Genomic DNA, 18,749 nt, shown 5'->3' with positions numbered 1-18,749 from the left:
GCAACGATCAGCGGAGGGAGAGCGGAATGGCACATCCCGAAGGGGCCCGCGCGCAGCGGGAGCAGCGCCGTGGGCCGGTCGTGCGCAGGCACGGCCAGATGCAGCAGGGCACCACCGACCAGCATCTGCTGGACACCAGAGGCACCGCGGACTGGGTGCACGAGGATCCCTTCCGGGTGATGCGCATCCAGTCCGAGTTCGTCGAGGGCTTCGGCGCGCTCGCCGAACTGCCGCCTGCCATCAGCGTGTTCGGCTCGGCCCGCACACCGGTGGGCTCGCCGGAGTACGAGGCCGGGGTGGCGCTCGGCCGCGGCCTGGTCGAGGCCGGTTTCGCGGTCATCACCGGCGGCGGGCCCGGCGCGATGGAGGCCGCCAACAAGGGCGCGACGGAGGCGGGCGGCATCTCCGTCGGCCTCGGCATCGAGCTGCCCTTCGAGCAGGGCCTCAACCCCTACGTCAACCTCGGTGTGGACTTCCGCTACTTCTTCGTCCGCAAGACGATGTTCGTGAAGTACGCGAGCGGGTTCGTCGTGCTGCCGGGCGGACTCGGCACGCTGGACGAGCTGTTCGAGGCGCTGACGCTGGTGCAGACCAAGAAGGTCACGCGTTTCCCGATCGTCCTCTTCGGCACGGCGTACTGGCGCGGCCTGGTCGACTGGTTCCGCGACACACTGATCGCGGAGGGCAAGGCGGGCCTGCAGGACCTGCACCTGTTCCATGTGACCGACGACGTCGACGAGGCGGTCGCCCTGGTCACCAAGGAGGCCGGGGCGTAAGCGGCGCGGCGCCCGCCGGCCCGGCCACGGGCCCGGCGGGGCGCCTGCTGTGTGCGCCTGTGTGCGGCTGCGTGGGTCTGCGTGTGCCTACGCGAGCCCCCGGCGCGCCACCGCCGGGGCCCGGTGCCCCGCGATCGACGCCACCATGTCGAGCACCTGCCTGGTCTCCGCGACCTCGTGCACGCGGTAGACCTGCGCCCCCAGCCACGCGGAGACGGCCGTCGTCGCGAGGGTGCCCAGCACCCGTTCCTTCACCGGCTTGTCGAGCGTCTCCCCGACGAAGTCCTTGTTGGACAGCGAGACGAGCACGGGCCAGCCCGTCTCCGCCATCTCGCCCAGCCGCCGGGTCGCCTCCAGCGAGTGGCGGGTGTTCTTCCCGAAGTCGTGGCCCGGATCGATCATGATCGCGTCGCGCCGGACGCCGAGCGCGACGGCCCGCTCGGCCAGCCCGAGCGTCACGCGCAGGATGTCCGCCATCACGTCGTCGTAGGCGATGCGGTGCGGCCGCGTACGGGGCTCCACCTCGCCCGCGTGCGTGCACACCAGACCCACGCCGTAACGCGCCGCGACCTCGGCCAGCTTGGGGTCGAAGCCGCCCCACGCGTCGTTGAGCACGTCGGCGCCCGCCTCGCAGACCGCCTCGCCGACGTCGTGCCGCCAGGTGTCCACGCTGATCACCACGTCCGGGTGACGCCGGCGGACCTCGGCCACGAAGCCGACGGTGCGCCGCGCCTCCTCCTCGGCGGTGACCTCCGCGCCGGGGCCCGCCTTCACGCCGCCGATGTCGATGATGGCGGCGCCGTCCGCCACCGCCTGCTCCACGCGGGCCAGCGCGGCCTCGTCCTGGAACGTGGCCCCCTGGTCGTAGAAGGAGTCAGGCGTCCGGTTGACGATCGCCATGATCACCGGTTCGTGGGCGTCGAACTCGCGCCGTCCCAGCCGCAGCATTTCCCTACTCCTCTTCGCGTGGTCCGCCAGCGACCTTAACTGTCAGTGGGGCATGGCACGATCGTGGACGACGGATTCGTGTGGCGGGCGCACCTGGGAGATGGTCGTGTTCTGGTTCTTGCTCATCGCGCTGGTCGTGGTGGTGGCCGCGGTCACGCTCTTCGTCGTGGGCGGCGGGAGCGGTGTCTCGCTGCCCGAGGCCGAGCCGGACCGGATCGCCTGGCCGCTGCCCGCGGACCGGCCCACGACCCGGGCCGACGTCGACGCGGTGCGGCTGCCGCTCGCCGTGCGCGGCTATCGCATGACGGAGACCGACGACGTCCTGGACCGGCTCGGCGCCGAACTGGCCGAGAGGGACGCGCGGATCGCCGAGCTGGAGCGGTCCCTCGCCGACGCGCGGGCGGAGGCGGCGGCGCGGGGCGCGGAGAAGGGCCACGAGGGCCCCGGACAGGCGCCGCACGGCGCCGCGCCGGGCGAGCGGAGCGGGGGCGGGGAAGCATGAGCACCGGAGCGGTCGTCGGCCCGGACGGGCTGGCGCGCTGTCCATGGGGCCTGGAGGCGGAGTCCGTGGCGGACTACCGCCGCTATCACGACACCGAGTGGGGCCGCCCGGTGCACGGCGACGACGCCCTTTACGAACGGATGTGCCTGGAGGCGTTCCAGTCCGGGCTGTCGTGGCTGACGATCCTGCGCCGCCGCGAGGGGTTCCGCGCGGCCTTCGCCGGCTTCTCCATCGCCGAGGTGGCGGCCTTCACGGAGGCCGACGCCGAGCGGCTGCTCGCCGACCCGGGCATCATCCGCAACCGCGCGAAGATCACCGCGGCGATCGGCAACGCCCGGGTGGCGGCGGAGTGGGCGCCCGGCGAGCTGGACGCCTTCATCTGGTCGTACGCCCCGGACGGGCCCCGGAAGGCGCCGCGTTCGGCGGCGGACGTGCCCGCGACGACCCCGGAGTCCACGGCGCTGGCGAAGGAGCTCAAGAAGCGGGGCTTCCGCTTCGTCGGCCCCACGACGGCGTACGCCATGATGCAGGCGTGTGGTCTGGTCAACGACCACCTGGCCAACTGCCATGCGCGCGGGGGCGCGTAGCCGTGTCCGACGGATCGTTGCCAGACCGCGGGCAGCCTGCTGCCTGCGGCGGAGGCGCCCTTGGGGGTGTCCTCAGAGGTGCCCCCAAGGGCTGAATCGCGCACCCACGTCAGCCGCAACCAGCCTGTTGGGGGCACCTCTGGGGGCACCCCCGGACGGAGTCTGGGGGAGTTAGCTGGGGGAGGTCGAGGACACCGCCGCGCAGCGGTGGTGCGCAGACGACGCCACCCGCAGAACCGACCACAAGATCCGCCGGTCACGGCCCAGGCCGCCCGGCCGGTCAGCGCCCGACGAAGCGCGGCTTCTCCTTCTTCAGGAAGGCGTCCACCGCGATGCGGTGGTCCTCCGACGCCCCTGCGCGCGCCTGGAGCTCGTCCTCCTTGGCCAGCGACTGGGCCAGCGAGTGGTCCGCGCCGTAGGCCAGCGACTCCTTGAGCGCGGCGTAGGCCGCGGTCGGGCCCTCCGCGAGGCGCCGGGCCACCGACCGTGCCTCGGCGGCGAGGTCCGCCGCGGGCACGACCTTGTTGGCGATGCCCAGCTCGTACGCCTCCTGGGCGGGCACGTTGCGGGGGAACAGCAGCAGGTCGGAGGCGCGGCTCTGGCCGACGAGGCGGGGGAGGGTCCAGGAGACGCCCGAGTCCGCGGTGAGCGCGACCCCGGCGAAGGACGTGTTGAAGGAGGCGGTGTCCGCGACGACGCGGTAGTCCGCGGCGAAGGCGAAGCCCGCGCCCGCGCCCGCCGCGACGCCGTTGACCCCGGCCACGACCGGCTTCCGCATCCCGGTGATCGCGGTGACGATCGGGTTGTAGTGCTCCTTGACGGTGGTCATCACCGACTCGGTCCGCGCCAGCAGCTCGACGTGTTCCTTGAGGTCCTGTCCGACGCAGAAGGCGCGCCCCGTGGCGGTCAGCAGGACGGCGCGCACGGCCGGATCCGCGCCGGCCTCCTGCAGCACGTCGCGCAGCGCGACCTTTGTCGCGATGTCGAGCGCGTTCATGGCGTCGGGACGGTTGAGTGTGACCGTCGCGAGCCCGTCCGTCACGTTGTACAGCACGGTGTCGGCCATGGAGCCGCTCCCTCCCTCGTCGCGGCTGCGTCGGCAGCCGTCAGGGCTCAGCATGCCGGAGATCACCGGCGGCCGATATGTGACCTGCGTCAAAGAAACCGGCCATCGAGGCGGCGCGATGGCGGCGCAGTATCGCAGTCCGATCGCCGAATTGGGTGGTTTTGCGAGAGCGCGTTGCCGACCGGATGCGGACTGATGTTGGTCATCGGGTCGCGCGATGCGGGATAATGGCCTGGAAGCAATGTGTTCGATGCCGGTGACACCTGGGTTGTCGGCTGCGGCGAGCTGGTTTCAGGAAGGGGAACGAGCATGGCGGCCATGAAGCCGCGGACGGGCGATGGCCCGCTCGAGGTGACCAAGGAGGGGCGGGGCATCGTCATGCGGGTTCCGCTCGAAGGCGGCGGTCGTCTCGTCGTCGAGCTGACCCCGGACGAGGCCAAGGCTCTCGGCGAGGCCCTGGAGAAGGTCACCGTCTGACGCGCGGCCTGCGGATCTCACGCTGCCCCGGTGCCGGCTGGTCCTGGCTCCGGGGCAGTGGTGTATCCACGGCCGGTCACGCCCGCGCCCCGGTGGGGGCGTGACCGGCCGTGGCACGCACCGGTCAGCCGCGCCGGGCCGCGCACAGCAGCCCGTCGCCCACCGGCAGCAGTGAGGGCAGCAGCACCGTGGACTCGCGGACGGCGCGCAGCAACTCGCGCAGCCGCTGCACCTCGGCGGGCTGGGCGGCGGAGTCGACCGTGCGGCCGTCCGCGAAGACGCCCTCGAAGCAGACGAGTCCGCCCGGCCGCAACAGGCGCAACGATTCGGCTAGATAGTCGAGGCACTCCAGCCGGTCGCCGTCGCAGAACACCAGGTCGTATCCGCCGTCGGCGAGGCGCGGCAGGACCTCCAGCGCGCGGCCCGGGATGAAGCGCGCGCGGTTGCCCGCGAAGCCCGCGGCGCGGAACGCCTGCCGGGCGAACTGCTGGCACTCGGGATCGCTGTCCACGGTCGTCAGGACGCCGTCGGGCCGCATGCCGTGCAGGAGATGGAGGCCGGAGACGCCGGTGCCCGTGCCGATCTCGGCCACCGCCTTGGCGTCCACCGCCGCGGCGAGCAGGCGCAGCGCGGCGCCGGTGCCGGACGACACCGAGCGGAGACCTGCCTCGTGAGCCCGGTCCCGGGCCCACCGCAGCGCCTCTCCCTCGGCGACGAACGCATCGGCGAACGCCCAGCTCGTCTGCTGGTTGCCGGTAATGGCCCTCTCCTGTCCCCGTAGTCGACGCAACCGTGACTGTATCCGCTGACCACGGGAACCCGCAGATGGGACCGCGCGTTGGGAAGAATCGGAAGGCTACGGCGGGAGAAGCCGGGGGGAGACGTCGGAGACGGGGGACCAAGACCAAATGAAGGTCAAAATTCCTTATCCTGAGCTAACGGGCGGGATGGATATGGTAGGGGCTCCACTGGACACCACCAGAGCCGACAGGGGAGGTGCGGCTGCGGCCGGAGACCGTCGGGGCGTGCTGAAGCGCTTTCGCAGGTCCATCGGCGAGCCGAAATCCGTGACCAAGACCGCTGACCGTTCGCGCACCGCCGACTCCGCACCCACCGCGACCTTCGCCACCGATGCGGATTCGCAGGCGTGGGCCCCTCCCTCCTGGGAGGAGATCGTCAGCACGCACAGTGCACGGGTCTACCGCCTCGCCTACCGCCTCACCGGCAATCAGCACGACGCCGAGGACCTCACGCAGGAGGTGTTCGTCCGCGTCTTCCGCTCGCTGTCGACGTACACCCCGGGCACGTTCGAGGGGTGGCTGCACCGCATCACCACCAACCTCTTCCTGGACATGGTCCGGCGCCGCCAGCGCATCCGCTTCGACGCACTCGGCGAGGACGCCGCAGAGCGGCTCCCCAGCCGCGAGCCGTCCCCCCAGCAGCACTTCAACGACACCCACTTCGACGCGGACGTCCAGCAGGCGCTGGACACCCTCGCCCCGGAGTTCCGCGCCGCCGTCGTCCTGTGCGACATCGAGGGCCTCTCCTACGAGGAGATCGCCGCGACGCTCGGCGTGAAGCTCGGCACCGTGCGCAGCCGCATCCACCGTGGCCGCTCCCACCTGCGCAAGGCACTCCAGCACCGCTCGCCCGCCGCCCGGGCCGAGCAGCGCGCCGTCGCCGTCACGGGTGCGGGCCCCGGCTTTCCGCTGGGTGGGGAGGTAGGGATCGCGTGACCGGTTCAGGCGGTCAGTCCCCCGCCGAGCACCATCTCGGCGACCGCCTCGCGGCCCTGGTCGACGGGGAGTTGGGACACGACTCTCGGGAGCGGGTGCTCGCGCACCTGGCGACCTGTTGGACATGCAAAGCCGAAGCCGACGCCCAGCGCCGGCTCAAGAGCGTGTTCGCCGAGGCGGCCGCCCCGCCGCTCTCCGACGCGCTCCTCGCCCGCCTGCAGAACCTGCCCGGCACCGGCCCCGGCGGTGACGGCGCCGAGAGGCTCCGCGGCGAGGACACGCGTCCCGCTCCGGACGGCCGCAGGCGGCCCGGAGGCCAGGGAAGAGGCGGCTCCGGCAACCGGGCTGAAACCTTTGCCCTCTTCCCCGCCGTCGCCCCCTGGCAGCGCGACCGCGGCTTCCGCGTCCACGAGCTGCCCGACCCTTCCCGCGGTGCCTCACGGGGGCGCCGCTTCGCCTTCGCGGCGGCCGGCGCGGTCTCGCTCGCGGCCTTCGCGCTCGGCAGCGCCCAGCCGCTCGCCTCGGTCGGCGAGACCACCAGCGCGCGCTCGGAGGACCCCCGCGTGGCCACCACACCGCTTTCCATGAGCCAAGGAGACACCGCGGAGGACAGCCGGCGCTCCCTGGCCCTCACGCTCGCCGGGCGGGACGGGCCCGCGGTGCCCGGCGCCCCGGCCGCGCCCGCGCCTCCGGCCACGGGGGTGTCGCTGCTGCGGCCCTCCGCCGCTCCGCTCCCGCCGCTGATCCGCGCCGCGCTCCCCGCACCCGGCTTCTCCGCGGCCGACAGCGCGCCGATCCGGCACTGATCCTTCCCGCCGTGGCCGCGCCCGACGGATCCGGGCGGCGGCCCCGGCCCTCTGCGCAGGTCCGCGCGGACCTGGTTGAATTCCTGGTGGGCCGCGGAGCCCTCGGGCGACGCCGCGCGCCCTCCGGCGAACGGTGGGGAGAAGATGGACGAGGGGAAGGCGGGGCCCATGGGTCCCAAGCCGCACTGGTGGAGCCGTCCCCGGCGTACGACACCGCCTGACGCGGTGCCGCCCGGCCCGGAGGCCCAGGCCGAGGAGGGCACGGCGCCCGCCGCTCCGTACGCCGCCCCTGCACCCCTGCACGCGCCCGATCCGTACAGCACGCCGCCCTACGGCCGCCCCGGCCCGTGGGCGCCCGCGCCGCCCGTCCAGCGCCCGGTCACCCCGGCCCACGGCACCCACCTGCCGCCGGGCCTGCCTCCTGCCCCGCCTCCCGCTCCGCCCGGCGCGGCGTTCCCGCCGCCCTTCCCGTACGGGCCGCCCCGGCCCGAGCCCTGGACCTACGACCCCTGGGCCGTCTCACCCGCGGCCCGCCCGGCGGCCCCGGGGCCGGCCGTGCGACGGCGCGGGCGGATCGTCGTCGGAACGGTGATCGTGGCGCTCGTCGCCGGGGGCATCGGCGGGGTCGTCGGCGCGTTCCTTGAGCGGGACGGTGTCGTGGGGCACCACGTGCGGCTGCCGCAGGCGCCCGTGGACCGGTCCGGGCGCGCCCCCGACAGCGTCGCCGGGATCGCGGCGCGCGCCCTGCCCGGCGTGGTGACGATCCATGTGCGCGGCAGCAGCGACCAGGGCACGGGCACCGGCTTCGTCCTGGACAAGGAAGGCCGCATCCTCACCAACAACCACGTCGTGGAGCCCGCGGGCTCCGGCGGCGACATATCGGTGACCTTCAACAGCGGCCAGACGGCGAAGGCCACCGTCGTCGGCCGGGACAGCGGCTACGACCTGGCCGTGATCAAAGTCTCCGGCGTGACCGGGCTGACCCCGCTCGCCCTCGGCAACTCCGACTCCGTCCGCGTCGGCGACTCCGTGGTCGCCATCGGCGCGCCCTTCGACCTCGCGGGCACCGTCACCACCGGGATCATCAGCGCCAAGGAGCGCCCGATCACCGCGGGCGGCCAGAAGCAGGACGGCAGCGACGTCAGCTACGTGGACGCGCTCCAGACCGACGCCCCGATCAACCCGGGCAACTCCGGCGGGCCGCTGATGGACTCCCAGGCCCGTGTCATCGGCATCAACAGCGCGATCCGGTCCGCGGGTGACAGCTCCGACCTCGGCGGCCAGGGCGGCAGCATCGGCCTCGGCTTCGCCATACCGGTCAACCAGGCCAGGCGCGTCGCCGAGGAGCTCATCAACACCGGCCGGGCCACCCACCCCGTCATCGGGGTGACCCTGGACATGACGTACGCGGGCGACGGCGCCCGGGTGAACTCCAAGGGTGCCGACGGCCCGGCCGTCACCCCCGGCGGACCCGGCGACAGGGCCGGCATCCGGGACCAGGACGTGATCAAGAAGGTCGACGGGGCCCCGGTGCACAGCGGGCAGGAGCTGATCGTCAAGGTCCGCAGCCACCGTCCGGGTGACCGGCTGTCCCTGACCGTGGAGCACGACGGCGGCGAGCGGACCGTGGAGCTGACCCTGGGCTCGGCGGGCGCGCGGTGACCTTTGGCCTGATGTTGGCCCGGGCGACGCCCTCGGGGGTCCCCGGGCCAGGTACCGTGATAGGTGGCCGCGACCCCCGGCCACTGACGCATCAAGGAGCTGCAACGTGCTCGACATAGGACCCCTCGAGCTGGTCGCGCTCGTGGTGATCGCGGTGCTCATCTTCGGCCCGGACAAGCTGCCGAAGATGATCCAGGACGTGTCGCGGACGTTGCGCAAGATCCGGCAGTTCTCGGAGAACGCCAAGCAGGACATCCGCTCGGAGCTGGGCCCGGAGTTCAAGGACTTCGAGTTCGAGGACCTGAACCCCAAGACCTTCGTGCGCAAGCACGTGCTCGACAAGGACGAGCTGGGCCTGAAGGAGATCCGCAACGGCTTCGACTTCAAGGCGGAGATGGGCGACGTGGCCGACGCGGTCCACGGGCGCAGCAGTGCCCCGGCCCCTTCCGCCGAGCCGGCCGCCCCCGGCTCCGCGTCCCCCTCCGGCGGCCCTGACCTGCTCAAAAAGCGCGAGGGGCTGCATCCGGGCGAGCGTCCGCCCTTCGATTCCGACGCCACCTGAGCTCGCGCATCCCCGGCGCCATTGACGGGGGTGGCTATCCTCCCTGTGTTTGGGGTGAAGTCTCCCTAGGGGGGCGGGCTCGCCCAGGACGTCGGGCAACGAGGAGGCGCCGCGCAGATGGAGACGACGAGTCGGGTAGGGGCGCAAGGGCCGGCCGGTGAGGCCGGTGCGTCCGCCGCACAGGATGCGGCACAGAGCGGCCCCGGTACCCGGCGGTCCGTCGACGGCTATCTGCTGGCCTCGTTCCCGTGGTACGGCCTGGACGAGGCGTACAGCGGGCCGCGCTGGCTGATGCAGGTCGGCGCCGCCGCCGACGGGACCGTGGAGCACGGTTCCACGGGTCACGGCGAGGAGCCCTCGCTGCGCGGCGAGAAGACCGCCCCCGCCGAGGCCAAGCAGCGCTTCGCCGTCGTGGTGACCGTCGCGAGCCGCCCCGTCCGGCGCAGCGCCGACGGCACGGGCGTGCTGGAGGCCACCTCGGTCTCCTCCGCCGCCTGGCTGGCCGGCTCGGGGCTGCTGTCGTCCACCTGGCCGGCGCAGATGGAGCGCGCCCTGCGGCAGGACTGGCTGGACCAGCAGACGGCCCTCGCCTGGGAGCTCGCCGACCATCTGGAGGAACCCGCCTGGTCGACGCTGTCGCTCCCGGTCGACGGGGTGCCCACCGACTTCCGCTACCGCGAGTCCGAGTACGGCTGGGTGCTCGCAGGTTCCGCCGAGGGCGTCCACCTGGGCGCGTACGGGCGGGGCATGAGCGCGTACGGCATGGGCTTCTCGGTGATCAAGGACCTCGCCGCCTACGGGAGCTGAGGCGGTCACCGATCGGGCCACCCGAGCTGCGGACGCCCCGGTGCCGGGCTTGAATGCCTGGCAGGGGACGCACTCGGAGAGGTGAAGCGACATGGGTGGTTCGTTCGAGCTCTACAAGGACAAGGCCGGCCAGCACCGGTTCCGCCTCAAGGCCGGGAACGGCGAGATCATCGCCGTCGGCGAGGCGTACAACAGCAAGGCCGCGGCCGAGAAGGGCATCGCGTCCGTGAAGAACAACGCCCCCGACGCACCGGTCAAGGACCTGGAGACCGGGAACCGGTAGCCGGAGGAACAGTAAGGGGCGGCCTCCATGGAGGCCGCCCCTTACCGCGCCTGTCGCACAGGCGGCGTCAGAACTTGTTGCGCGGAGTGATCCCCAGGGACATCCCCGACAGGCCGCGCTGGCGGCCGCCGAGCTTGCCCGCGATCGCCCGCAGCGCGGCGCCCGCCGGGGACTCCGGGTCCGACAGGACGACGGGCTTGCCGTCGTCGCCGCCCTCGCGCAGCCGGACGTCGATCGGGATCGAGCCCAGCACGGGCACGTTCGCGCCGGTCGTCCGCGTCAGGCCGTCGGCGACCGTCTGGCCGCCGCCCGTGCCGAAGACGTCGACCATCTCGTCGCAGTGCGGGCAGGGCAGCCCGGACATGTTCTCCACGACGCCGACGATCTTCTGGTGCGTCTGCACGGCGATCGAACCGGCGCGCTCGGCGACCTCGGCGGCGGCCTGCTGAGGGGTCGTCACCACCAGGATCTCGGCGTTCGGGACGAGCTGTGCGACGGAGATCGCGATGTCACCGGTGCCCGGCGGGAGGTCGAGCAGGAGGACGTCCAGGTCGCCCCAGTAGACGTCCGCGAGGAACTGCTGGAGCGCGCGGTGCAGCATCGGGCCGCGCCACACCACCGGGGCGTTGCCCGGCGTGAACATCCCGATCGAGATGACCTTCACGCCGTTCGCCGACGGCGGCATGATCATGTTCTCGACCTGGGTGGGCCTGCTGTCGCCCGCGCCCAGCATGCGGGGCACCGAGTGGCCGTAGATGTCCGCGTCCACGACGCCGACCTTCAGGCCGTCGGCCGCCATCGCCGCCGCGAGGTTGACCGTCACCGAGGACTTGCCCACGCCGCCCTTGCCGGACGCCACCGCGTAGACCCGGGTCAGCGAGCCCGGCTTGGCGAAGGGCACCTCGCGCTCGGCCGTGCCGCCGCGCAGCGACGTCGCCAGCTCCTTGCGCTGCTCGTCGCTCATCACGTCGAGCTCGACGGTGACGCCCGTGACGCCCTCGACGGCGGCCACGGCATCGCGCACGTTGCTCGTGATCGTCTCGCGCATCGGGCAGCCCTGGACCGTCAGATAGACCGCTACCGCGACCGAGCCGTCCGCGCCGATCTCCACCGATTTGACCATGCCCAGGTCGGTGATCGGACGGTGGATCTCGGGGTCGTTCACCGTCGCGAGCGCGGCGCGGATCGCGTCCTCGCTCACGGACGTGCCGTTCGTGTCGGTAGCCATAAGCACGATGGTACGGCGCGTGAGGGGGCCTCCGGAAAGGCCCTTCAGCGGTCGCGTTCCTCACTCTCGTACGGGAATACCCGCCGCGTTTCCAGCTCCTTCACCAGATCCTGGAACTCCGAGCGGATCCAGTCCCGCGTCGCGACCTCGCCCAGGCCCATCCGCAGCGCGGCGATCTCCCGCGTCAGGTACTCCGTGTCCGCGATGGACCGCTCGTTCTGCGTGCGGTCCTGCTCCAGATTGACCCGGTCGCGGTCGTCCTGCCGGTTCTGCGCGAGGAGGATCAGCGGCGCCGCGTACGACGCCTGGAGCGAGAGCACCAGGGTCAGGAAGATGAACGGATAGTTGTCGAACCGCAGATGCCCCGGCACCGTGGTGTTCCACAGCACCCACAGCACGATGACGACCGTCATCCAGACGATGAACCGGCCTGTCCCCAGGAACCGCGCGATCCGCTCCGAGGTGCGCCCGAACGCCTCCGGGTCGTAACTGGGCAGCCAGCTGCGCCGCCGCACCCGCGGCAGGTCCAGCCGCACCCGCGGCTGGTGCGCGATCCGCTCCTTGGCCCGCTCCTCACGCGTGCGTTCAGTGCCCATCGGTGGCCTCCGGCAGATCGCTCATGCCCAGCGCACCGGAGTGCAGCTCGGTCTCCCGCCAGTCGTCCGGCAGCAGGTGGTCCAGGACGTCGTCCACGGTCACCGCGCCCAGCAGCGCGCCGCTCTCGTCCACCACGGGGGCGGCGACCATGTTGTAGGTCGCCAGATAGCTGGTGACGGCGGGCAGCGGGGTGTCCGGCGGCAGCGGCCGCAGGTCGGTGTCGACGATCGACCCGACGAGCGTGAACGGCGGGTCCCGCAGCAGCCGCTGGAAGTGCACCGTGCCGAGGTACTTGCCCGTCGGGGTCTCGTCCGGCGGGCGGCACACGTAGACCTGCGCGGCCAGCGCGGGGGAGAGGTCGGGGTTGCGCACCCGCGCGAGGGCGTCGGCGACCGTGGCGTCCGGCCGGAGCACGATCGGCTCCGTGGTCATCAGGCCGCCCGCCGTCCGGTCCTCGTAGGCCATCAGGCGCCGTACGTCGGCCGCGTCGTCCGGCTGCATCAGCGTCAGCAGCCGCTCCATGTCGTCCTCGGGCAGCTCGGACAGCAGGTCGGCGGCGTCGTCCGGGTCCATGGCCTCCAGGACGTCGGCCGCCCGCTCCTCCTTGAGCTTGCCGAGGATCTCGATCTGGTCGTCCTCCGGCAGCTCCTCCAGGACGTCGGCGAGCCGGTCGTCGTCCAGCGCGGCAGCCACCTCCGCGCGCCGCTTCGGCGACAGGTGGTGCAGCACGCTGGCGAGGTCGGCCGGGCGCAGCCGCTCGAAGGTGGCCAGGAGGTTCGCGGCGCCCTGCCCGTGCTCCTCCAGCGAGAAGCCGGTCACCGCCGACCACTCCACCGTCAGCGTCTCGCCCTTGCGGCGCAGGGCCCCGCCCTTGCCCTTGCGGACGAAGACCTTGTCGATCTCCCAGTCGCGGCGGGCCGGCAGCTGGGTGACCGCCACGTCGAGGACGGTGACCTCCTCGTCCCCGTCGACCAGCCGCACCCGGCGGTCCAGCAGCTCGCCGACGACCAGCGTCTCCGTGGGCCGCTGCTCGAAGCGCCGCAGATTGATCACGCCGGTGGTGATGACCTGGCCGGACTCCACGCCCGTCACCCGGGTCATCGGCAGGAAGATCCGGCGGCGGCTGACGACCTCCACGACCAGGCCCAGCACGCGCGGCGGGCGCCCGCCGACGCGCAGCATCGCGACGAGGTCCTGCACACGGCCCACCTGGTCGCCGTTCGGGTCGAAGACGGCCACCCCGGAGAGGTGCGAGACGAACACCCGGTGGACGCCTCCCGCCATGGCCGCGCCCTCCTTCTCCGGGATCCCGAAGGGGTGATGTCCAGGTTTCAGGCTACGTGCCCGGCTTCTTCCCGGCGCGGGAGAGACGGCCGTACGGACTCCCCGCTTCCGCCTCCGCGCGGCCCGGGTACGCTGCCGTACTCCATCGGTGTCAGGAGGCATGAGCAGACGTGCGAACCCCGAAGGCGGCACTCGTCGGAGCGCTGTGCGCCGGCCTGTCCGCCGCGCTCACGGCCTGTGGCGGCGCTGGTGAGGATCCCGACGCGGGCACCAACGGCGTGGGCAAGCTCGACGCCGCGAAGATCCAGGACAAGGCGACGGCGGCCGCCCGCGGCGCGGACGCGGTCCACCTGTCCGGCAGCGTCGTCAGCCAGGGCAGTACGTACAAGATCGACATGCGGCTGAAGAAGGACGGCGGCACCGGCCAGGTCGCGACCGGGGCCGGCGCGTTCGAGCTGCTGCGCGTCGGCGACGAGCTCTACCTCAAGGCGCCGGCGGCGTTCTGGTCGCACGGGGACGGCGGTGGCGCGGTGGGCGGCAAGCTGGAGAAGAAGTACGTGAAGGTCCCCGCCAACGACCCGTCCTACCAGCAGTTCAAGGGCTTCACCGACAAGAACGTCCTGCTGGACGGCCTGCTCGTGCTGCACGGCAAGCTCACGCGCGGCGACCACGGGACGGTCGCCGGTGTCCGCACGATCCGTGTCACCGGCGGCGACAAGGGCAGCGGCGGCACGCTCGACGTCTCCCTGACGGGCACGCCGTATCCCGTGCGGGTGCAGCGGGCGGGCGGGGCGGGCCAGCTGGAACTGGGCGACTGGGGCAAGGACTTCGCCCTCTCCGTCCCGGACAAGAGCGCCACCGTCGACTACGGCAAGAACATCCCGACGGGCGCCGACCCGTCCGCGGGCAACGGCCCGTCCACGGGCAAGGACCCGTCCGCGGGCAAGCCCTGAGCCCCGCGGGTCAGCCCCGGCGGCGCCGGCCCCGGAGCAGGCGCGGCAGGGCCGCGGGCATGGGCATCCGCGTGACGGCCGGCGACGGCAGGGGCTGCGCGGCCAGCGCGCCCGACGGCAGCTCCACCGTCGAACCCTCCGGCTCCAGGCGCAGCACCCGGCACTCCGCGGCCCACCGCTCCTCGAGCCGCTCCGCGTCCGGTGCGTTGAGCCGCTTGCCCTTGAGTTCGGCGACGGCCGCGCTCCACTCCTCGCCCCGCGCCGCGAGCTCGGCCACGCGCGCGTGCCAGGTCACCAGGCGGCCGCCCTTGTCCTTGCTCCGCACCGTCACGGCCGCCCGCGCGCCGTCCGTGAGCCCGAGCTCCTCCACCGGCTGCTCGCCGGGCCCGCCGACGAGATGGGCGGCGCCCTCGTGCCACACGTGCCACAGCGCACGGCTCGGCCCCGTCGGACCCTGCACCCAGATGAGGCCGGACTTCTTGGTGGCCTCTTCGATCAGCGCCAGCGTCTGCGTCATGCGTTCACCTTATGCCGCCTAGGCTGGACGGGTGATGACTGCCCGGACCACCAGGACCGCCCGAGCCGCCCGTACGGGCCCCGCCGCCCCGTCGCAGGCACCCGCTCCGGGTGCCGCGGCCCCGGTCCGTACGGACATCGCCCTGCTCGCCGTGGCCATCGCCGGGATCTCGCTCTCCGCGCCGCTCACCGCGACCCTCGCCCCGGCCGCCCTCGCCATCGCCTTCTGGCGCAACGCCATGGCGGTCGGCGTCCTCACCCCGCTCGCGCTCGTCCGGCACCGCGCCGAGCTGCGCGGCATCGGGCGCCGGGCCCTGCTGCTGTCCGTGGCGGCGGGCGTGCTGCTCGCCGTGCACTTCGCGATGTGGCTGCCGAGCCTGCGGATGACGTCGGTCGCGTCCTCGACCGCGCTCGTCACGACGACCCCGATCTGGACGACGCTCCTGCTGCGCCTGGGCGGACACCGCCGCCCGGCGCTCGTCTGGGCGGGCACCGCTCTCGCCTTCCTCGGTGTCGTGATCCTGACGGGCGTCGACTTCGCGGTATCGGCCCGCGCGCTCGCCGGGGACGCGCTCGCGCTCGCCGGCGGCATCGCGGCCGCCGGGTACGTCCTGCTGGGGGCGGAGGTGCGGCGGACGGTGGGCACCGTGGCGTACACCTACGTCCTGTACGCGACGACGACGGTCCTGCTGCTGGTCGCCTGCCTGGTGTCCGGCGACCGGCTCGGCGGCTACAGCGGGGACACGTGGCTGAAGCTGGCCCTGCTCACGGTCACCGCGCAGCTGCTCGGGCACTCGCTGATCAACCGTGTGGTCAAGGGCCTCGGGCCGTCGGTCACCTCGACGGCGATCCTGCTGGAGACCCCGGGAGCCGCGCTGATCGCGGCCCTGTGGCTGCACCAGCTCCCCCCGGCCGCCGCGTACCCCGCGCTCCTGGTGATCCTGGCGGGCCTGGCCCTGGTGATCAGGGGCGACCGGGCGGCGGGCTAGCCCCCTCTACAGCCAGCCGTTCCGCTTGAAGCCCCGGTGGATGGCGACACAGATCGCCACCGTCACGACCATCACCGTCGGGTAGCCGTACTTCCACTCCAGCTCCGGCATGTACTTGAAGTTCATGCCGTAGACGCCGGCGATCATCGTCGGGACCGCGCAGATCGCCGCCCACGACGTGATCTTCCGCATGTCCTCGTTCTGGGCGACCGACGCCTGCGCGAGGTTGGCCTGGAGGATGGAGTTGAGCAGGTCGTCGAAGGAGATCACCTGCTCGTGCACGCGCGCGAGGTGGTCGGCGACGTCACGGAAATACTTCTGGATGTCCGGCTCGACCAGCCGCATCGGCCGCTCGCTGAGCTGCTGCATCGGCCGCATCAGCGGCGAGACCGCCCGCTTGAACTCCAGCACCTCGCGCTTGAGCTGATAGATCCGGCCCGCGTCACCACCGCGCGAGGAGCCCTTGCCGGGCGCGGAGAAGACATCGATCTCGACCTCGTCGATGTCGTCCTGCACGGCGTCGGCGACCGCGATGTAGCCGTCGACGACTTGGTCGGCGATGGCGTGCAGGACGGCCGAGGGGCCCTTGGCGAGCAGCTCCGGGTCGTCCTGGAGGCGGTGGCGCAGGGCACGCAGCGAGCCCTGGCCGCCGTGCCGGACGGTGATGATGAAGTCCGGACCGGTGAAACACATCACCTCGCCGGTCTCCACGACCTCGCTGGTGGCGGTCAGTTCGGTGTGCTCGACGTAGTGGATGGTCTTGAAGACGGTGAACAGCGTGTCGTCGTAGCGCTCCAGCTTGGGCCGCTGGTGGGCGTGGACCGCGTCCTCCACGGCGAGCGGGTGCAGCCCGAACTCCCTGGCGATGCCGGAGAACTCACGCTCCGTCGGCTCGTGCAGCCCTATCCAGGCGAAGCCGCCGTCGGCCCGTACGCGCCGCATGGCCTCGGCCGGGCTGACGTGGTCGCTGAGGCGCTTGCCGTCGCGGTAGACGGCGCAGTCGACGACTGCGCTGCTGACGGAGAGGTCCCGCGTGGAGTCGTACTCGTAAGGAGTGTCACCCCGGCGGAGGGCGGGGCGGACGGCGGCACGCAGGTCGCGGATCATCGACATGGCAGGCTCCTTCACGGGCCGGCCGCCAGTCTCGGGGGAGCGGCGCAACGCTGCCCGGAACGTGGACGTACCCCGGTCGGCAGGAAATACGTCCGCAAAGCGGGCGGCGCTTCGCGCGGTGCGGTGGACTGACGGCAGTGCGCAAGAACTTCGCGGAGAACACGGAACAAAGCGAGACGAAGGCGCTCTTCCGTCAACTGCTGTGGGCGCGAAAGGACTTCCAGCGGGAACCCCGGTGGTATCCGGCGGAACGGCCGGTACGGGAAGGCTTTCAGATCACAAGGAGCGCGCCCGGAGCGGAGGGACGGGAGAACTACCGGTACTGCACGGTCGACTAGGATCCACCGCAGCCCCACCTCCTCCGGCCGGTCCCCGCTGAGGGACGAACGTAACTCCCTGACCAGAGGCCAAGGCTAGCAGCCACTTAACCCGTCAATACCCTCCTTTGCCCGTTCGATACGCGTTCTATGCTCACTGCATGTCAGACGTTCTCGCACTGGTCGAGGCCCGGCTGCGGACAGCCCTGGGCGAACCGGACGCGCGCGCCGCGGTGACCTTCCTCGGCACCGACCGGATCGAAGTTCTCCGTTTCCTCGACGGAGACGTCGTCCGCTACGCCACCCTCGGCATGTCCGCCCAGCCGATGTCCGACCCCACCGCCGTCGTCGCCGACCCGCTCCGGGGACCGCGCGCCGAGCTGGTCCTCTCCGTACGCGCAGGCCGCGCCGACACCGACAAGGTGCTCCGCCTGCTGGCCGTGCTCGCCGCGTCCCCGCAGGTGGAAGGGCTCGTCGTGGCGCCCGGAGCCTCGCTGGACACGGGCGAGCCGCTGTGGCCGGGCGCGCCCTTCACCTCCGTGCTCGTCGCGGAGTCCGGCGGGCTGGTCGAGGACCTCGAACTGGACGAGCCGCTGGAGCCGGTCCGCTTCCTCCCGCTGCTGCCGATGACACCGAACGAGGCGGCGTGGAAGCGGGTCCAGGGAGCGGCCGCGCTGGAGGAGCGGTGGCTCGCGCACGGCACCGATCTGCGTGACCCACTGAGGTCCGGGGTGCCCCTGGGGTGACGCTCCGGGGTGTCGGCGTCCGGACGGGTGATCGTCCTTGACGCGGCGGCGGGCTGGGAGGACCGTTGGGCCTTATGAGGGGCGAACCCAGTTGCCCGAAGTGCGGAGGCCGGGTGCGCGCGCCCGGTCTCTTCGCCGACTCCTGGCAGTGCTCCGCGCACGGCCCGGTGCACCCCTTGCAGCCGGTCGTCCCGCCGAGCGTCGAGGCGCTGGCCGTCGTCGTCAACCGCGCCCGGGTGCCGGTGTGGATGCCCTGGCCCCTGCCCGTCGGCTGGCTCTTCACGGGCGTGGTGTGCGCGGGCGACGACCGCAGCGGCGGCCGGGCCACCGCCGTCGCCTGCTCGGGCCCGAGCCCGCTCGGCGGCCCCGGTGAGCTGCTGCTCGTCGCCGAGGAGCTCGGCGTCGGCCTCGGCGCCCGCTACGCCGGGATCGACGGCCCCGACCCCGGCCCCCACATGTGTGTCGACCGCTCGCCGCACGCCAAGGTGCACGCGGCGGGCCGCCCCACCCCCCTCTGGCACGTCGACGGCGCGCCCGACGACCGCGCGGTCTTCGCGGGCGAGGCGCGCGGGCTGTGGCTGTGGGCGGTCGTCTGGCCGGAGCGGTCGGGGCTGCTGATGTACGACGAGCTGGTGCTCACGGATCTGCGCGAAGCGGGCGCCGAGGTGGAACTCCTGCCGTGCGGCGCGCTGTCCCCGCGCCTGCTGTCCCCGTAGCCCGGCCTCCGGCGGCCGCGGCGGAGCGCCGGTTGGTGGCGGTGCCGACGGCGGCGCCGGTTATCCTGAACCGGTCCC

The 18,749-nt window shown here is 72.7% G+C and carries 23 protein-coding genes; 15 read left to right on the top strand and 8 right to left on the bottom strand.

What is annotated here, in order from left to right:
- Positions 1-26: 26 nt before the first annotated feature.
- Positions 27-776, top strand: coding sequence for a TIGR00730 family Rossman fold protein (locus AB0435_RS04320; RefSeq protein ID WP_366002793.1), 750 nt, complete (start codon positions 27-29; stop codon positions 774-776).
- Between the two features lie 87 nt (positions 777-863).
- Here the strand turns inward: AB0435_RS04320 and folP are convergent, their stop codons facing one another.
- Positions 864-1,724 carry a dihydropteroate synthase gene (folP, locus tag AB0435_RS04315; protein WP_366002792.1) on the bottom strand — a complete coding sequence of 287 codons (861 nt, stop codon included), beginning with the start codon at positions 1,722-1,724 and terminating at the stop codon, positions 864-866.
- Positions 1,725-1,830: 106 nt separating this feature from the next.
- On the opposite strand from folP, the gene AB0435_RS04310 reads away from it, so the two are divergent.
- Together AB0435_RS04310 and AB0435_RS04305 are read left to right on the top strand one after the other, a co-directional pair.
- Positions 1,831-2,226: a DivIVA domain-containing protein gene (locus AB0435_RS04310; protein ID WP_366002791.1), complete on the top strand. Its 396-nt coding sequence runs from the start codon at positions 1,831-1,833 to the stop codon at positions 2,224-2,226.
- Positions 2,223-2,813, top strand: coding sequence for a DNA-3-methyladenine glycosylase I (locus AB0435_RS04305; RefSeq protein ID WP_366426163.1), 591 nt, complete (start codon positions 2,223-2,225; stop codon positions 2,811-2,813). The genes AB0435_RS04310 and AB0435_RS04305 overlap by 4 nt, the downstream gene beginning before the upstream one ends.
- Positions 2,814-3,093: 280 nt before the next feature.
- Here AB0435_RS04305 and AB0435_RS04300 read toward each other — a convergent pair whose 3' ends face one another.
- Positions 3,094-3,879, bottom strand: a complete 786-nt coding sequence (locus AB0435_RS04300; protein WP_366426162.1) for an enoyl-CoA hydratase-related protein — start codon at positions 3,877-3,879, stop codon at positions 3,094-3,096.
- Between the two features lie 52 nt (positions 3,880-3,931).
- Here AB0435_RS04300 and AB0435_RS04295 point away from each other — a divergent pair, with 52 nt between their 5' ends.
- Positions 3,932-4,075 (top strand): hypothetical protein, encoded by a 144-nt coding sequence (locus tag AB0435_RS04295; RefSeq protein ID WP_366002788.1) that lies wholly within the window; start codon positions 3,932-3,934, stop codon positions 4,073-4,075.
- Positions 4,076-4,188: 113 nt separating this feature from the next.
- Complete coding sequence (locus AB0435_RS04290) at positions 4,189-4,356, top strand: DUF3117 domain-containing protein (RefSeq protein WP_003985072.1); 168 nt, start codon at positions 4,189-4,191, stop codon at positions 4,354-4,356.
- A gap of 124 nt (positions 4,357-4,480) precedes the next feature.
- Here the strand turns inward: AB0435_RS04290 and AB0435_RS04285 are convergent, their stop codons facing one another.
- The gene (locus AB0435_RS04285) at positions 4,481-5,146 is read right to left on the bottom strand and encodes a class I SAM-dependent methyltransferase (protein ID WP_361525134.1); all 666 of its coding nucleotides are present in this window, start codon (positions 5,144-5,146) and stop codon (positions 4,481-4,483) included.
- 163 nt (positions 5,147-5,309) lie between these two features.
- On the opposite strand from AB0435_RS04285, the gene sigE reads away from it, so the two are divergent.
- From sigE to AB0435_RS04255, 6 genes are all read left to right on the top strand, one after another.
- Positions 5,310-6,092, top strand: coding sequence for an RNA polymerase sigma factor SigE (gene sigE, locus AB0435_RS04280; protein ID WP_366002787.1), 783 nt, complete (start codon positions 5,310-5,312; stop codon positions 6,090-6,092).
- The gene (locus AB0435_RS04275) at positions 6,089-6,898 is read left to right on the top strand and encodes a zf-HC2 domain-containing protein (RefSeq protein ID WP_366002785.1); all 810 of its coding nucleotides are present in this window, start codon (positions 6,089-6,091) and stop codon (positions 6,896-6,898) included. The genes sigE and AB0435_RS04275 overlap by 4 nt, the downstream gene beginning before the upstream one ends.
- A gap of 144 nt (positions 6,899-7,042) precedes the next feature.
- Positions 7,043-8,560: a trypsin-like peptidase domain-containing protein gene (locus tag AB0435_RS04270; protein ID WP_366002784.1), complete on the top strand. Its 1,518-nt coding sequence runs from the start codon at positions 7,043-7,045 to the stop codon at positions 8,558-8,560.
- A gap of 106 nt (positions 8,561-8,666) precedes the next feature.
- Entirely contained in the window at positions 8,667-9,122 is a 456-nt protein-coding gene (locus tag AB0435_RS04265; RefSeq protein ID WP_366002783.1) for a sec-independent translocase, read from the top strand.
- A 117-nt stretch (positions 9,123-9,239) separates the two neighbouring features.
- Positions 9,240-9,929 carry a hypothetical protein gene (locus AB0435_RS04260; protein WP_366002782.1) on the top strand — a complete coding sequence of 230 codons (690 nt, stop codon included), beginning with the start codon at positions 9,240-9,242 and terminating at the stop codon, positions 9,927-9,929.
- 91 nt (positions 9,930-10,020) lie between these two features.
- Complete coding sequence (locus tag AB0435_RS04255; protein WP_366002781.1) at positions 10,021-10,212, top strand: YegP family protein; 192 nt, start codon at positions 10,021-10,023, stop codon at positions 10,210-10,212.
- A 67-nt stretch (positions 10,213-10,279) separates the two neighbouring features.
- Here the strand turns inward: AB0435_RS04255 and AB0435_RS04250 are convergent, their stop codons facing one another.
- From AB0435_RS04250 to AB0435_RS04240, 3 genes are read right to left on the bottom strand one after another with little or no spacing between them, the layout of a single operon-like run.
- Positions 10,280-11,440 carry an Mrp/NBP35 family ATP-binding protein gene (locus AB0435_RS04250; RefSeq protein WP_366002780.1) on the bottom strand — a complete coding sequence of 387 codons (1,161 nt, stop codon included), beginning with the start codon at positions 11,438-11,440 and terminating at the stop codon, positions 10,280-10,282.
- A gap of 44 nt (positions 11,441-11,484) precedes the next feature.
- The gene (locus tag AB0435_RS04245) at positions 11,485-12,036 is read right to left on the bottom strand and encodes a DUF1003 domain-containing protein (protein WP_366002779.1); all 552 of its coding nucleotides are present in this window, start codon (positions 12,034-12,036) and stop codon (positions 11,485-11,487) included.
- On the bottom strand, positions 12,026-13,321 hold the full coding sequence (locus AB0435_RS04240; protein WP_366002778.1) for a CBS domain-containing protein: 1,296 nt from the start codon (positions 13,319-13,321) through the stop codon (positions 12,026-12,028). The genes AB0435_RS04245 and AB0435_RS04240 overlap by 11 nt, the downstream gene beginning before the upstream one ends.
- Positions 13,322-13,491: 170 nt before the next feature.
- On the opposite strand from AB0435_RS04240, the gene AB0435_RS04235 reads away from it, so the two are divergent.
- Positions 13,492-14,274, top strand: coding sequence for a hypothetical protein (locus tag AB0435_RS04235; RefSeq protein ID WP_366426161.1), 783 nt, complete (start codon positions 13,492-13,494; stop codon positions 14,272-14,274).
- Positions 14,275-14,284: 10 nt separating this feature from the next.
- Here the strand turns inward: AB0435_RS04235 and AB0435_RS04230 are convergent, their stop codons facing one another.
- Positions 14,285-14,791 (bottom strand): hypothetical protein, encoded by a 507-nt coding sequence (locus AB0435_RS04230; protein WP_366002776.1) that lies wholly within the window; start codon positions 14,789-14,791, stop codon positions 14,285-14,287.
- 31 nt (positions 14,792-14,822) lie between these two features.
- On the opposite strand from AB0435_RS04230, the gene AB0435_RS04225 reads away from it, so the two are divergent.
- On the top strand, positions 14,823-15,779 hold the full coding sequence (locus AB0435_RS04225) for a DMT family transporter (RefSeq protein WP_366002775.1): 957 nt from the start codon (positions 14,823-14,825) through the stop codon (positions 15,777-15,779).
- Between the two features lie 6 nt (positions 15,780-15,785).
- On the opposite strand, the gene AB0435_RS04220 is transcribed toward AB0435_RS04225, so the two are convergent.
- The gene (locus AB0435_RS04220; RefSeq protein ID WP_366002774.1) at positions 15,786-16,892 is read right to left on the bottom strand and encodes a magnesium and cobalt transport protein CorA; all 1,107 of its coding nucleotides are present in this window, start codon (positions 16,890-16,892) and stop codon (positions 15,786-15,788) included.
- Between the two features lie 478 nt (positions 16,893-17,370).
- Between AB0435_RS04220 and AB0435_RS04215 the strand changes: the two genes are divergently transcribed.
- Complete coding sequence (locus tag AB0435_RS04215; protein WP_366426160.1) at positions 17,371-17,955, top strand: suppressor of fused domain protein; 585 nt, start codon at positions 17,371-17,373, stop codon at positions 17,953-17,955.
- A gap of 74 nt (positions 17,956-18,029) precedes the next feature.
- A complete protein-coding gene (locus AB0435_RS04210; protein WP_366002772.1) occupies positions 18,030-18,671 on the top strand; it encodes a DUF6758 family protein in 642 nt (213 codons plus the stop codon).
- The last annotated feature ends 78 nt before the right edge of the window (positions 18,672-18,749 follow it).

Origin of the sequence: Streptomyces sp. NPDC051173 (genome assembly GCF_040689515.1) — a bacterium.
Classification (GTDB): domain Bacteria; phylum Actinomycetota; class Actinomycetes; order Streptomycetales; family Streptomycetaceae; genus Streptomyces.
This window is presented reverse-complemented; position numbering and strand designations above follow the sequence as displayed.

Excerpts from the sequence above, each read along its gene's own strand:
- AB0435_RS04320 (WP_366002793.1), top strand. The coding sequence starts at position 27 with ATGGCACATCCCGAAGGGGCCCGCGCGCAGCGGGAGCAGCGCCGTGGG.
- folP (WP_366002792.1), bottom strand. The coding sequence starts at position 1,724 with ATGCTGCGGCTGGGACGGCGCGAGTTCGACGCCCACGAACCGGTGATC.
- AB0435_RS04305 (WP_366426163.1), top strand. The coding sequence starts at position 2,223 with ATGAGCACCGGAGCGGTCGTCGGCCCGGACGGGCTGGCGCGCTGTCCA.
- AB0435_RS04300 (WP_366426162.1), bottom strand. The coding sequence starts at position 3,879 with ATGGCCGACACCGTGCTGTACAACGTGACGGACGGGCTCGCGACGGTC.
- AB0435_RS04295 (WP_366002788.1), top strand. The coding sequence starts at position 3,932 with ATGCCGGAGATCACCGGCGGCCGATATGTGACCTGCGTCAAAGAAACC.
- AB0435_RS04290 (WP_003985072.1), top strand. The coding sequence starts at position 4,189 with ATGGCGGCCATGAAGCCGCGGACGGGCGATGGCCCGCTCGAGGTGACC.
- sigE (WP_366002787.1), top strand. The coding sequence starts at position 5,310 with ATGGTAGGGGCTCCACTGGACACCACCAGAGCCGACAGGGGAGGTGCG.
- AB0435_RS04270 (WP_366002784.1), top strand. The coding sequence starts at position 7,043 with ATGGACGAGGGGAAGGCGGGGCCCATGGGTCCCAAGCCGCACTGGTGG.
- AB0435_RS04260 (WP_366002782.1), top strand. The coding sequence starts at position 9,240 with ATGGAGACGACGAGTCGGGTAGGGGCGCAAGGGCCGGCCGGTGAGGCC.
- AB0435_RS04255 (WP_366002781.1), top strand. The coding sequence starts at position 10,021 with ATGGGTGGTTCGTTCGAGCTCTACAAGGACAAGGCCGGCCAGCACCGG.
- AB0435_RS04250 (WP_366002780.1), bottom strand. The coding sequence starts at position 11,440 with ATGGCTACCGACACGAACGGCACGTCCGTGAGCGAGGACGCGATCCGC.
- AB0435_RS04245 (WP_366002779.1), bottom strand. The coding sequence starts at position 12,036 with ATGGGCACTGAACGCACGCGTGAGGAGCGGGCCAAGGAGCGGATCGCG.
- AB0435_RS04240 (WP_366002778.1), bottom strand. The coding sequence starts at position 13,321 with ATGGCGGGAGGCGTCCACCGGGTGTTCGTCTCGCACCTCTCCGGGGTG.
- AB0435_RS04230 (WP_366002776.1), bottom strand. The coding sequence starts at position 14,791 with ATGACGCAGACGCTGGCGCTGATCGAAGAGGCCACCAAGAAGTCCGGC.
- AB0435_RS04220 (WP_366002774.1), bottom strand. The coding sequence starts at position 16,892 with ATGTCGATGATCCGCGACCTGCGTGCCGCCGTCCGCCCCGCCCTCCGC.
- AB0435_RS04215 (WP_366426160.1), top strand. The coding sequence starts at position 17,371 with ATGTCAGACGTTCTCGCACTGGTCGAGGCCCGGCTGCGGACAGCCCTG.
- AB0435_RS04210 (WP_366002772.1), top strand. The coding sequence starts at position 18,030 with ATGAGGGGCGAACCCAGTTGCCCGAAGTGCGGAGGCCGGGTGCGCGCG.